This is a genomic window from Fulvivirga sp. (genome assembly GCF_040218215.1).
In the GTDB taxonomy this organism is placed as follows: Bacteria; Bacteroidota; Bacteroidia; order Cytophagales; family Cyclobacteriaceae; genus Fulvivirga.
The window spans coordinates 91,824-105,666 of sequence record NZ_JAVJQL010000011.1; the positions used below are offsets into that span (position 1 = coordinate 91,824).

At 38.4% G+C, this 13,843-nt stretch carries 10 protein-coding genes; all 10 read left to right on the plus strand.

Features of this window, described 5'->3' with window-relative positions; translation table 11 throughout:
• Positions 1-11 precede the first annotated feature (11 nt).
• The 10 genes from rplA (at position 12) to rpsJ (ending at position 13,834) form a co-directional block, all read left to right on the plus strand.
• Entirely contained in the window at positions 12-713 is a 702-nt protein-coding gene (gene rplA / locus RIB54_RS05120) for a 50S ribosomal protein L1 (protein WP_350065558.1), read from the plus strand.
• Complete coding sequence (rplJ, locus tag RIB54_RS05125; protein WP_350065560.1) at positions 713-1,237, plus strand: 50S ribosomal protein L10; 525 nt, start codon at positions 713-715, stop codon at positions 1,235-1,237. The genes rplA and rplJ overlap by 1 nt, the downstream gene beginning before the upstream one ends.
• A gap of 46 nt (positions 1,238-1,283) precedes the next feature.
• Entirely contained in the window at positions 1,284-1,664 is a 381-nt protein-coding gene (gene rplL / locus RIB54_RS05130; RefSeq protein WP_350065562.1) for a 50S ribosomal protein L7/L12, read from the plus strand.
• A gap of 153 nt (positions 1,665-1,817) precedes the next feature.
• Complete coding sequence (rpoB, locus tag RIB54_RS05135; RefSeq protein ID WP_350099574.1) at positions 1,818-5,690, plus strand: DNA-directed RNA polymerase subunit beta; 3,873 nt, start codon at positions 1,818-1,820, stop codon at positions 5,688-5,690.
• A 58-nt stretch (positions 5,691-5,748) separates the two neighbouring features.
• Positions 5,749-10,059, plus strand: coding sequence for a DNA-directed RNA polymerase subunit beta' (gene rpoC / locus RIB54_RS05140; protein ID WP_350099575.1), 4,311 nt, complete (start codon positions 5,749-5,751; stop codon positions 10,057-10,059).
• A complete protein-coding gene (locus tag RIB54_RS05145) occupies positions 10,059-10,388 on the plus strand; it encodes a DUF3467 domain-containing protein (protein ID WP_155184284.1) in 330 nt (109 codons plus the stop codon). The genes rpoC and RIB54_RS05145 overlap by 1 nt, the downstream gene beginning before the upstream one ends.
• 151 nt (positions 10,389-10,539) lie before the next feature.
• Entirely contained in the window at positions 10,540-10,914 is a 375-nt protein-coding gene (gene rpsL, locus RIB54_RS05150) for a 30S ribosomal protein S12 (protein WP_155184287.1), read from the plus strand.
• Between the two features lie 13 nt (positions 10,915-10,927).
• Complete coding sequence (gene rpsG, locus RIB54_RS05155) at positions 10,928-11,395, plus strand: 30S ribosomal protein S7 (RefSeq protein WP_350065569.1); 468 nt, start codon at positions 10,928-10,930, stop codon at positions 11,393-11,395.
• A 13-nt stretch (positions 11,396-11,408) separates the two neighbouring features.
• The gene (gene fusA / locus RIB54_RS05160) at positions 11,409-13,517 is read left to right on the plus strand and encodes an elongation factor G (protein WP_350065571.1); all 2,109 of its coding nucleotides are present in this window, start codon (positions 11,409-11,411) and stop codon (positions 13,515-13,517) included.
• A gap of 11 nt (positions 13,518-13,528) precedes the next feature.
• Positions 13,529-13,834 (plus strand): 30S ribosomal protein S10, encoded by a 306-nt coding sequence (rpsJ, locus tag RIB54_RS05165; RefSeq protein WP_155184296.1) that lies wholly within the window; start codon positions 13,529-13,531, stop codon positions 13,832-13,834.
• Positions 13,835-13,843 lie beyond the last annotated feature (9 nt).

Below are 13,843 nucleotides of genomic sequence, written 5' to 3' on the forward strand. Positions count from 1 at the left end.
TTATACAGAAAATGGGAAAGTTGACAAAAAATCAAAAGGCTATTGCCGACAAATTCGAAGCTACAAAGGAGTACTCGCTAGACGATGCTTCTCAACTGGTGAAAGACATCACTTTTACTAAGTTTGATGCTTCTGTTGATTTAGATATCAGGTTAGGAGTAGATCCTAAGAAAGCTGATCAAATGGTGAGAGGTGTAGTTACACTTCCTCATGGAACAGGTAAGGATCTTAAAGTATTAGTACTTTGTACTCCTGATAAAGAGCAAGAAGCCAAGGATGCAGGTGCTGATTACGTAGGATTAGATGAGTTTATCACCAAAATTGAAGGTGGATGGACTGATATCGATGTAATCATTACTATGCCAACAGTTATGGCTAAAGTAGGTCGTTTAGGAAAAGTATTAGGCCCAAGAGGTTTAATGCCAAATCCTAAATCAGGTACTGTTACCCTTGAAGTGGGTAAAGCAGTAACTGATATCAAGGCTGGTAAAATTGATTTCAAGGTAGATAAGTTTGGCATTATCCACGTGAGTGTGGGAAAGGCCTCTTTTTCTCCTGATAAAATCAAAGAAAATGTAAGAGAAATGTTACAAACGGTTTCAAAAATGAAGCCGGCTTCCGCGAAAGGAACATATTTTAAGAGTATTAATATCTCTTCTACTATGAGCCCTTCAATTACAATAGATAAAAGTACAATTTCAGGAATACAATAATGACACGTCAAGAAAAAGCACAAATCATTGATGAACTAAAAGACAAGTTCTCGAAGAATGCTCATTATTACATTACTGATGCTTCAGGACTTTCAGTAGCCCAAATCAACAACTTTAGAAGACTTTGTTTTACTAAAGGTGTAGAGTACAGAGTATTTAAAAATACTTTGATAAAAAAGGCTTTGGATGAAATGAACACGGATCATTCGCTAATTGACGATCAATTAAAAGGTTTCTCAGGAGTAATATTCTCTGAAGAAGCGGCTAATGTTCCTGCAAAAGTAATTACTGAGTACAGGTCAAAGCAGAAAATGACTAAACCCCTATTGAAAGCTGCGTCAATTGATACAGATTTCATCATAGGTGAAGAAAACTTGAAGATGTTGAGCGAGCTCAAGTCTAAACAAGAACTTATCGGTGAAGTTATTGGATTGCTTCAATCACCAGCCAAAAATGTTGTTTCTGCTCTATTGAGTGGTAAAAACACAATTGGTGGCTTGGTAAAAGCATTATCTGAGAGATAAATTTTAAAATTTTTAGAAACTAACGAATAATTAAATAAGAATTAAAATGGCAGACGTTAAAGCACTTGGAGATCAACTGGTAGAATTAACAGTTAAAGAAGTTAGCGAACTTGCTGAGTATTTGAAAGAAACTCACGGTATCGAGCCTGCAGCAGCAGCAGTAGCAATGGCAGCAGCTCCAGCTGGTGGTGGAGATGGCGAAGCAGCAGCAGAGAAAACTGAATTTGATGTTATCTTGAAATCAGCTGGTGGCGCTAAATTAGCAGTTGTTAAATTAGTTAAAGAATTAACTGGTCTAGGATTGAAAGAAGCTAAAGAATTAGTTGATGGCGCTCCTAAAGCACTTAAAGAAGGTGTATCTAAAGACGAAGCAGACGGCTTAAAAAAGCAGCTTGAAGAAGCTGGAGCTGAAGTAGAGTTGAAGTAAGCCTTGACGACATATTTGATCGTCTAACACATAGTTAGGCCCCGATTTTAATCGGGGTCTTTTCCTGTTTGTAGCAACTTTACAGACAAAACTCGTCAGCGTTTCAACACCTGGCGGCACTTGCAATATCTTGTAATTAAAACTTTTAAAGCTTTGGCTAATAAAAAAGAAAACTCAAGAATCAATTTCTCTTCTATTAAGAAAGTAATAGACTATCCTGATTTCCTTGACATTCAAGTACAATCATTTCAGGATTTCTTTCAGTTGGAAACCCCAGCCGAAAAAAGAGAACAAGAAGGACTTTTCAAAGTGTTTTCTGAAAATTTTCCAATTTCAGATTCTAGAGAAAATTTCGTTTTGGAATTCATCGATTATATCGTTGATCCTCCCAAATACTCTGTGGATGAATCCATAGATAGAGGTCTTACTTATTCTGTACCATTGAAGGCTAAATTAAAATTAACCTGCAATGATGAAGATAATGAAGATTTCGAAACCATTGAGCAGGAAGTGTTCTTAGGAAACATTCCTTATATGACTAAGAAAGGGTCATTTGTTATCAATGGTGCTGAGCGTGTTATTGTATCTCAATTACACAGATCTCCTGGTGTATTCTTTGCCCAGAGTAAGCATACAAATGGTACAAAATTGTATTCTGCCAGAATTATACCTTTTAAAGGATCATGGATAGAATTTGCTACTGACGTGAACAACGTTATGTACGCTTATATTGATAGAAAGAAAAAATTCCCCGTTACTACTTTGCTAAGAGCAATTGGTTATGGTACGGATAAAGATATATTAGATCTTTTTGGTTTGTCTGAAGAAGTTAAGGCTACTAAAAAGGATCTTAAAAATGCTGAAGGCAGAAGATTAGCGGCAAGGGTTCTTAAAACATGGACTGAAGATTTTGTGGATGAGGATACAGGAGAAGTTGTATCTATCGACAGAAATGAAGTTCTACTGGAGAGAGATCACATTCTAACAGCTGAAGATATTGAAGTAATTGTTGATTCGGGCTCAAAATCTATCATCCTTCATAGAGAGGATGTAAATGCGACTGACTTTACAATCATTTTCAACACCTTATCTAAAGATAACTCTAACTCTGAGAAGGAAGCTGTTGAGCAGATTTATCGTCAGTTAAGAAATACCGAAGCTCCTGATGAGCAGACAGCAAGGGATATTATCCAAAGCTTATTCTTTAGTGAGAAGAGATATGACCTTGGAGAAGTTGGTAGATATAGAATTAATAAGAAGTTAGGACTTGATATTAGCTCTGAGCAAAGGGTACTAACTACTGAAGATATTATTCTTATTGTTAAATACTTAATTGGACTTATTAACTCTAAAGCAGTAGTTGATGATATTGACCACTTAAGTAACAGAAGAGTTAGAACAGTTGGAGAACAATTATACGCTCAATTTGGTGTAGGTCTTGCCAGGATGGCCAGAACAATCAAAGAGAGAATGAATGTTAGGGATAATGAAGATTTCAAGCCTGTTGATTTGATCAACGCCAGAACGCTTTCTTCGGTAATCAACTCATTCTTTGGTACTAACCAACTTTCTCAGTTTATGGATCAAACGAATCCATTGGCAGAGATTACTCACAAAAGAAGAATGTCAGCATTAGGACCTGGTGGTCTTTCAAGAGAAAGAGCTGGTTTCGAGGTTCGTGACGTTCACTACACTCACTATGGTAGACTTTGTACTATTGAAACTCCTGAAGGACCAAACATTGGTTTGATTTCTTCACTTTGTGTTCATGCTAAGGTAAACCATATGGGATTCATTGAAACTCCGTATAGAGAGGTTGCAAATGGCAAAGTGGATATGACAGGTAATGTTAAATATCTGACGGCTGAAGAAGAGGATACTTTCAACATTGCACAGGCTAACGCTCCTCTTAAAGACAATGGAAACTTTATCAATGAAAGAGTTAAAGCAAGATTTGAAGGTGACTTCCCTGTAGTTGAGCCGAAGGAATTAGGTTATATGGATGTTGCTCCAAATCAGATTGTATCCGTTGCTGCTTCATTGATTCCTTTCCTTGAGCATGATGATGCTAACAGGGCCTTAATGGGATCTAACATGCAGCGTCAGGCGGTTCCTTTATTGAAGCCTGAGGCACCTATCGTTGGTACTGGTCTTGAGGGAAGAGTAGCCTTAGATTCCAGAGCTTTGATCCTTGCAGAAGGAGATGGAGAGGTAGAATTTGTTGATGCCAAGAAAGTAGTTGTCAAGTATGACATGAATGACGATGATGTTCTTGTCAGCTTTGATGCTGATAGCAAAGAATACGAACTTATCAAGTTCAGAAGAACTAATCAGGATACTTGCATCAATCTTACTCCTATCGTTAAGAAAGGACAAAGAATTGTTAAAGGTCAGCCTTTAGTGGAAGGTTATGCTACTGAGCAAGGTGAATTAGCACTAGGTAGAAACCTGATGGTGGCATACATGCCTTGGCAAGGTTACAACTTTGAGGATGCGATTGTTATTTCTGAAAAAGTTGTAAGGAATGATGTTTATACTTCTATTCACATTGAAGAATTTGAATTAGAAGTTAGAGATACAAAAAGAGGTGAGGAAGAACTTACTTCTGAGATTCCAAACGTAAGTGAAGAAGCTGTTAAGCATCTTGATGAGTTTGGTATTATCAGAGTTGGAGCTGAAGTTAAAGAAGGAGATATCCTTATCGGTAAGATTACTCCTAAAGGAGAGTCTGATCCTACACCTGAAGAAAAATTATTGAGAGCTATCTTCGGTGATAAAGCTGGAGATGTTAAAGATGCTTCAATGAAAGCACCTCCATCATTAAGAGGTGTTGTTATTGATACTAAATTGTTCTCAAGACCTAAGAAAGACAAAGATCTTAGAGCCAGGTCTAAGAAGGAAGTTGAAATTCTTAAGAATAAGTATAGCAAGCAATTGCTTGAGATTCGCGCTGAGGTTATTGAAAAGTTAACTAAACTTTTGAGTGGCAAAACTTCTCAAGGTATTAAGCATAAGTTTGGTGATGAGATTGTAAGTAAAGGTGTTAAATTCTCAGGTAAATTGATTGAAAACAATTTATTCCCAGAGAAGAACATTTACAAAGATGAAAGTACATACAATGTTCCTGAAGAAGTAAATCTTGTTTCTGATGTTAACCTTGATAACTGGACTACTGATGACAATACTAATCAGATGGTTTTCAGAATGATCAAGAACTATAATATCAAGAGAAATGAGATAGCAGGCGATTTCAAACGCGAGCGTTTCACTCTTGAAGTTGGAGATGAGTTACCAGCAGGTATTGTACAATTAGCTAAAGTATACATCGCTAAGAAACGTAAGTTGAAAGTAGGTGATAAAATGGCTGGTCGTCACGGTAACAAAGGTGTTGTTGCAAGGATAGTTAGAGAAGAGGATATGCCGTTCTTAGAAGATGGTACTCCTGTTGATATCTGTCTTAACCCGTTAGGTGTACCTTCAAGGATGAACCTTGGTCAGATTTATGAAACAGTTCTTGGATGGGCTGGTTATAAATTAGGAAGAAAGTATGCTACCCCTATTTTTGACGGAGCTTCTATGGAAGAAGTTGCTGCTGAATTAGCTGAGGCCGGACTTCCAGAATATGGTAGATCATACTTATATGATGGATTGACAGGTCAGAAGTTTGATCAGCCGGTTACTGTAGGTATAGCTTACATGCTGAAACTGGGTCACTTAGTTGATGATAAGATGCACGCAAGGTCTATCGGACCATACTCATTAATTACTCAGCAGCCTCTTGGTGGTAAAGCACAGTTTGGTGGTCAGCGTTTTGGTGAGATGGAGGTTTGGGCACTAGAGGCATTTGGTGCATCACACGTACTTCAGGAAATTCTAACAATCAAATCTGATGATGTGATTGGTAGGGCAAAAGCTTATGAAGCTATCGTTAAAGGCGAAAACATGCGTAAGCCAAATATTCCTGAGTCATTTAATGTATTGGTACACGAGCTTCGTGGACTTGCATTAGAGATCACTTTAGACTAATAAATTAAAAATTCATGGCCTCGGCTTGGCCGAGGTTATAGAAATAAATAAACATACTATGTCATTCAGAAAGAATAAAAAGCTAGACCTCGATTTTTCAAAGGTTACTATCAGTTTGGCGTCACCAGAGTCAATTTTAGAGAGCTCTCATGGTGAGGTTACACAGCCTGAAACAATCAACTACAGAACTTATAAGCCAGAAATGGGTGGTCTTTTCTGTGAGCGGATTTTCGGTCCTGTAAAAGACTGGGAATGTCATTGTGGGAAATACAAGAGAATCAGATATAAAGGCATTATTTGCGACAGATGTGGCGTTGAAGTTACTGAGAAGAAAGTACGAAGAGAGAGAATGGGACATATCGAACTGGTAGTTCCTGTAGCCCATATCTGGTACTTCAAATCTTTGCCTAACAAGATTGGTTACTTACTTGGTTTACCAACAAAAAAATTAGATCAAATCATTTATTACGAAAGATACGTGGTCATTCAGCCAGGTACTAAAGAGGAAGATGGTTTGGCAATGATGGATTTCTTGACCGAGGATGAATATCTGGATATTCTGGATAAACTTCCTAGAGAAAACCAATTATTAGACAATAATGACCCTAATAAATTCATCGCCCGAATGGGAGCTGAGGCATTGGAAATGCTTTTGGCAAGAATTGAATTGGATTCATTGTCTTATGATTTAAGACATCAGGCTGCAACAGATACTTCTCAACAAAGAAAAGCAGAGGCTTTGAAAAGATTGAAGGTTGTTGAAGCATTCAGGGAAGCAAGAACAAGAATCGAGAATCGTCCTGAATGGATGGTAATCAAAATGGTTCCTGTAATTCCACCAGAACTTAGACCATTAGTGCCTTTGGATGGTGGTAGATTTGCTACTTCTGACTTGAATGATTTATACAGAAGAGTAATTATCAGAAACAATCGCCTTAAGAGACTTATTGACATCAAAGCTCCTGAAGTAATTCTTAGAAATGAGAAACGTATGCTTCAAGAAGCAGTTGATTCATTGTTCGATAACTCAAGAAAAGTTAACGCTGTAAGATCAGATGGTAACAGAGCATTGAAATCTTTAAGTGATATGCTTAAAGGTAAGCAAGGACGTTTCCGTCAGAACTTATTAGGAAAAAGGGTAGATTACTCTGGCCGTTCTGTAATCGTTGTAGGCCCTGAGTTGAAGCTTCACGAATGTGGACTTCCAAAGGATATGGCGGCAGAGCTTTTCAAACCGTTTATTATCAGAAAACTGATAGAAAGAGGTATTGTTAAGACTGTTAAGTCGGCTAAGAAAATAGTTGATAGAAAGGATCCAGTAGTTTGGGATATTTTGGAGAATGTATTGAAAGGACATCCTGTTCTTCTAAACCGTGCTCCAACGCTTCACAGACTGGGTATTCAGGCTTTCCAACCAAAACTTATTGAAGGTAAGGCGATTCAGTTACACCCATTAGTATGTACAGCTTTCAACGCTGACTTTGACGGTGACCAGATGGCGGTTCACGTTCCTTTAGGACAAGAAGCTGTTTTGGAAGCCTCTATGCTAATGCTTTCTTCTCACAATATTTTGAACCCTGCTAATGGTGCTCCTATTACGGTACCTTCTCAGGACATGGTATTGGGACTATATTATGTAACTAAAGGTAGAAGAGGTACTGAAGATCAACCAGTAATGGGAGAGGGAATGACCTTCTACAATTCTGAGGAAGTTATCATTGCTATTAACGAAGGCATTCTTTCTAAGCATGCTTTCATTAAAGTTAGAACTAAAGTAAGAAATGCTGCCGGTGAGCTTGAAACCAAGATTATCGAGACAGTGGCAGGTAGAGTATTGTTCAATGAAACCGTCCCGGAGGAAGTAGGATATGTTGACGAGCTTCTAACTAAGAAGAAACTTCAGAAGATTATTTCTGATGTATTCAAAATCACAGGAATGGCAAGAACTGCTCACTTCCTTGATGATATTAAAGAATTAGGATTCCAAATGGCATATAAAGGAGGTCTTTCAATGGGACTTAACGATGTTGCCATTCCACCAGAAAAAGAGGCTCTTGTTGCTCAGGCTAAAGAAGAGGTTGATGCAGTGTGGAACAACTACCTGATGGGTCTGATTACTGATAATGAGAGATACAACCAGGTAATTGATATTTGGACAAGAATAAATACACAATTGACTAACACCTTGATGACTCGTCTTGAAGAAGATGATCAAGGATTTAACTCAATCTACATGATGATGCACTCTGGAGCAAGGGGTTCAAGAGAGCAAATCAGACAGTTGGGTGGTATGAGAGGATTGATGGCGAAACCACAGAAAAACCTTGCAGGTTCAGTAGGTGCGATCATTGAAAACCCTATCCTTTCTAACTTTAAAGAAGGTCTTGATGTATTAGAGTATTTTATTTCAACTCACGGTGCTAGAAAGGGTCTTGCAGATACTGCTCTTAAAACAGCTGATGCTGGATACTTGACTAGAAGGCTTGTGGATGTAGCCCAGGATTTAGTTATCTCTGAGGTTGATTGCGGTACTTTAAGAGGATTGACAGTAGCTGCCTTAAAGGATAACGAAGATGTGGTAGAGCCATTATCAGAAAGAATCTTAGGTAGAGTATCTGTTCATGATATCTACGATCCAATAACAGATGAATTGATCTGTGCAGGTGGTGAAGAAATCACAGAAGAGATTACAAATAGAATTGATGAGACAAGCATAGAAGAAGTTGAGATTCGTTCAGTATTAACCTGTGAGACTAAGCAAGGTGGTTGCGCTAAATGTTACGGTCGTAACTTGGCTACAGGTAACATGGTTCAAGCTGGAGAGGCTGTTGGTGTAATAGCCGCTCAGTCAATTGGTGAGCCAGGTACACAGTTGACACTTCGTACTTTCCACGTTGGGGGTACTGCCTCTAACATTGCAGTTGATGCAAACATCAAGGCCAAGTTTGATGGTGTAATCGAATTTGAAGGAATTAGAACCCTTAAGACTACTAATAAAGATGGTGATAAGGTAGAAGTAATCATGGGACGTACTGGTGAGATCAAAGTTGTTGATCCTAAGAAGAAACAAGTACTTATCTCAAATCACGTTCCTTACGGAGCTTTCCTTAAAGTTAAAGAGGGTGATACAGTGGAGAAAGGGCAGGAGCTTTGCTTCTGGGATCCTTACAATGCTGTTATCCTTTCAGAGTTTGATGGTACTATTGAATTTGATTCTATTATTGAAGGTATTACTTATAAAGAAGAATCTGATGAGCAAACAGGTCACAGAGAGAAAGTAATTACTGATACAAAAGATAAAACTAAGAACCCAGCAGTAGTTGTTAATGCGAAGAGTGAATCTAAAGGATATAACATCCCTGTAGGGGCTCACTTGGCAGTTGATAATGGCGAGAAAATCAAGGCCGGACAAATCTTGGCTAAGATACCTCGTAGCATGGGTAAATCACGCGATATCACAGGGGGTCTTCCAAGGGTAACTGAGCTTTTCGAGGCTAGAAACCCATCAAACCCAGCTGTAGTTAGTGAGATTGACGGTGTTGTTACGTATGGTGGTATCAAGAGAGGTAATAGAGAAATCTTTATTGAATCTAAGGATGGTATTAAGAAAAGATATTTAGTATCTCTTTCTAAGCACATCCTTGTTCAGGATAATGACTTTGTGAAAGCTGGTTATCCACTTTCTGATGGAGCTATTACTCCTGCGGATATCCTGGCTATTAAAGGACCAACTGCTGTTCAGGAATACTTAGTAAATGAAATTCAGGAGGTTTATAGATTGCAAGGTGTGAAGATCAATGATAAGCACATTGAGGCAATTGTTAGCCAAATGATGCAGAAGGTAATGATCCTCGATCCGGGAGACACTAGTTTCCTTACGGGAGAAAGTGTTGATAAATTTGTCTTTGCCGAGGAAAATGACCTTGTGATGGACAAGAAAGTAGTGACTGAAGCTGGAGATTCCCAGAATTTCAAGCCAGGTCAGATCATTACTGCAAGAGAATTAAGAGATGAGAATTCTACTTTGAAAAGAAAAGACTTGAAACCTGTTGAGGTTAGAGATGCTATGGCAGCTGTTTCAAGACCAGTCCTTCAGGGTATCACTCAAGCTTCATTGAAGACCGAGAGTTTCTTATCAGCTGCTTCGTTCCAGGAAACTACCAAAGTATTGAGTGAGGCTGCCATAAGAGGTAAGGCTGACGGATTACTTGGATTGAAAGAGAATGTTATCGTTGGACATTTAATACCTGCAGGTACGGGACAAAGAAAGTTCAATGATATCATGGTAACTTCTCAAGAAGAGTATGATAACCTTGTTGCTGCGGCTGCGGAAGGTTCTCAAGTGAAGCAATTGCAAGAAGATAACTAATGGCTGACGAGCAAAAGGATAAAAAGGTAAACGCCAATCAGATTAACATCGAGCTATCAGAAGATGTTGCTGAAGGCGTTTACGCTAATCTGGCAATGATTGCTCACTCTAATAGTGAGTTTGTAATTGACTTTATTAGACTAATGCCAGGGGTGCCAAAAGCAAAGGTGAAGTCAAGAATTGTGATTACACCTGAGCATGCCAAAAGACTATTAACTGCTTTGAATGAAAACATTCAAAAGTATGAAGATACCTTCGGCCCTATTAAGAAAACAGATGAAGCCCCTAAATTTCCGATTAATTTTGGAGGTACAATAGGGGAAGCATAACGATAAAAACGACCTTTTTTGGTCGTTTTTATCGTTTATTTCATCCATAAATATATTTCTATCAAACTATTTGATAAATACGACCGCTTTAGTACCTTTGCAGTCCGAATTTTTGAAAAGAACAGAAACATAAGTTAAAATATATTAATAAATGCCTACTATTCAACAACTGGTAAGAAAAGGTAGAACCAAGTTGGTGTCGAAATCAAAGTCACCTGCACTTGACTCTTGCCCTCAAAGAAGAGGAGTTTGCACAAGAGTGTATACCACAACACCTAAAAAGCCTAACTCGGCCATGAGAAAAGTGGCTAGGGTAAGATTAACAAACGGTAAAGAAGTAAACGCATACATCCCTGGAGAAGGTCATAACCTTCAAGAGCACTCTATTGTGCTAATCAGAGGAGGTAGGGTTAAAGATTTACCAGGTGTAAGATATCACATCATTAGAGGTGCTTTAGATACCGCTGGGGTGAATGGTAGAACACAAAGAAGATCAAAATACGGAGCAAAACGCCCGAAAAAATAAATTCTAGATAAGCATGAGAAAAGCTAAACCTAAAAAAAGATATATTCTTCCAGATCCAAAGTTTGGTGACACTTTGGTAACGAAGTTCGTTAACTACTTAATGGTTGATGGTAAGAAGAGTATTGCCTACAGTATTTTTTACGAAGCTATAGAGCAAGTAGAAAAGAAAACAGGTGAGAATGGTCTTGATACTTGGAAAAAGGCACTAAGTAATATTAGCCCCGCTGTTGAGGTTAAGAGTAGAAGAGTTGGAGGTGCAACATTCCAGGTACCTATGGAGGTTCGTCCTGAAAGAAAAATTTCTTTGGGTATTAAATGGATGATTCGTTACGCAAGACTTCGTGGAGAGAAAACCATGAGAGACAGGCTTGCTGGCGAAATCGTTGCAGCCTCTAAAGGTGAAGGTGCTGCTATCAAGAAAAAGGATGATACGCACAGAATGGCTGAAGCAAACAAAGCGTTTTCTCATTTCAGATTCTAAGATTTAAATTATAATGGCAAAAAGAGATTTAAAATTCACACGTAACATTGGTATCGCAGCTCACATTGATGCTGGTAAGACAACAACTACTGAGCGTATCCTTTATTACACAGGTGTAAGCCATAAAATTGGAGAGGTTCATGATGGTGCTGCTACTATGGATTGGATGGAGCAGGAGCAAGAAAGAGGTATTACAATTACTTCTGCTGCAACTACAGTATTTTGGCCTTACAAAGATGATACCTATCATATCAATATTATAGATACTCCAGGACACGTTGACTTTACCGTTGAGGTAAACAGGTCATTGCGTGTGTTAGATGGTCTTGTTTTCTTATTCTCAGCGGTTGATGGTGTTGAACCTCAATCTGAGACTAACTGGAGGCTAGCTGATAATTATAAGGTTGCTCGTATCGGTTTCGTTAATAAAATGGACCGTGCTGGTGCAGACTTTTTGAATGTTTGTAAGCAAGTGAAAGAAATGTTGGGTACTAAAGCGGTGCCTTTACAGTTACCTATTGGAGCTGAGGATAATTTCAAGGGAGTTGTGGATTTGGTTGAAAACAAAGCCATGGTTTGGAATGAAGACGATATGGGTATGACTTTCGATGAGGTAGAAATACCGGCTGATATGGTTGAGGAAGTACAGCAATATAGAGAGTTATTAGTTGAATCTGTGGCTGAGTATGATGAGCATCTTATGGAGAAATTCTTCGATGATCCAGACTCAATTACAAGAGATGAGATAGTTGCTGCTTTAAGAGCTGCTACCATTGATTTGGCATTTGTGCCGATGTTATGTGGTTCTGCATTTAAAAACAAGGGAGTGCAGACAATGCTTAACTATGTGATGGAGCTATTACCATCTCCTCTTGACAGAGATAACATAGTAGGAATTAATCCTGATACTGAAGAGAAAGTTGAGCGTAAACCTAGTGTAGACCAGCCTTTCGCTGCCCTTGCATTTAAGATTGCTACAGATCCATTTGTGGGTAGACTATGTTTCGTAAGATCATACTCTGGTATGTTAGAGTCGGGTTCATATGTATATAACACAAGAACTGATAAGAAAGAACGTATCTCACGTATCTTCCAAATGCATGCTAACAAGCAAAACCAGATTGATAGACTTCACTGTGGTGATATTGGTGCTGTGGTAGGATTTAAGGACATCAAAACAGGAGATACACTTTGTGCAGAAAATGCAAAGATCGTTCTGGAGTCAATGGTGTTCCCAGAGCCTGTTATTGGTTACGCTATCGAGCCTAAAACTCAAGCGGATGCTGATAAGTTAGGTTTGGCTATTTCTAAATTGGTTGAAGAGGATCCTACACTGCAAGTTGAGACTAACCACGAAACTGGTCAGACTATTTTGAAGGGTATGGGTGAGCTTCACTTAGATATCATTATTGATAGGCTTAAGCGAGAGTTTAAGGTTGAAATCAATCAGGGAGCTCCACAGGTTGCTTATAAAGAGGCTATTCAGGGTAATGTTGAACATAAAGAAGTTTATAAGAAACAGTCCGGTGGTAAAGGTAAATTTGCTGATATCGTTTTTGAATTAAGTCCAAAAGACGAAGATTACGAAAAAGATGGATTGCAGTTTGATAACAAAATTGTAGGTGGTGTTATTCCAAAAGAATTTATACCTGCAATTGAAAAAGGTTTTAGAGAGGCGATGAAAAATGGTCCTTTAGCTGGATATCCATTAGATAGCATGAAAGTGAGATTGTTCCATGGGTCATTCCATGATGTTGACTCAGATTCGCTATCATTTGAATTGGCTGCTAGAATCGGGTTTAAAGAAGCTGCGAAAAAAGCAAAACCAGTTTTACTAGAACCAATCATGGGTGTTGAAGTTGTGACCCCTGAAGAATATACTGGAGCATTGACTGGTGACTTGAACAGAAGAAGAGGTATTATGAGAGGTATGGACACAAGAGGTACAGCCACTGTAATCAAAGCTAATGTTCCTTTGTCTGAGTTATTTGGATATGTAACTGACTTGAGAACAATGAGTTCAGGCAGAGCGACTGCTTCATTGACATTCTCTCATTACGATCCAGTTCCTAAAAATATTGCAGATACAGTAATTGCTGAAACTAAAGGGCAATTAGCATAAAGATTAATATTATGAATCAGAAAATAAGAATTAAACTAAAGTCTTACGATCATAATTTGGTTGATAAATCTTCAGAGAAGATTGTAAGAGCGGTAAAAACTACCGGTGCTGTTGTTAATGGCCCAATACCTTTACCAACTGTGAAAGAGAAGTTTACTGTTTTGAGATCTCCTCACGTAAACAAAAAGTCTAGAGAGCAGTTTCAGCTTTGTACATACAAGAGACTAGTTGATATCTACTCTAATAGTACTAAAACTGTTGATGCATTGATGAAATTGGAATTGCCTAGTGGAGTTGATGTAGAAATCAAAGTATAACAGTACTTT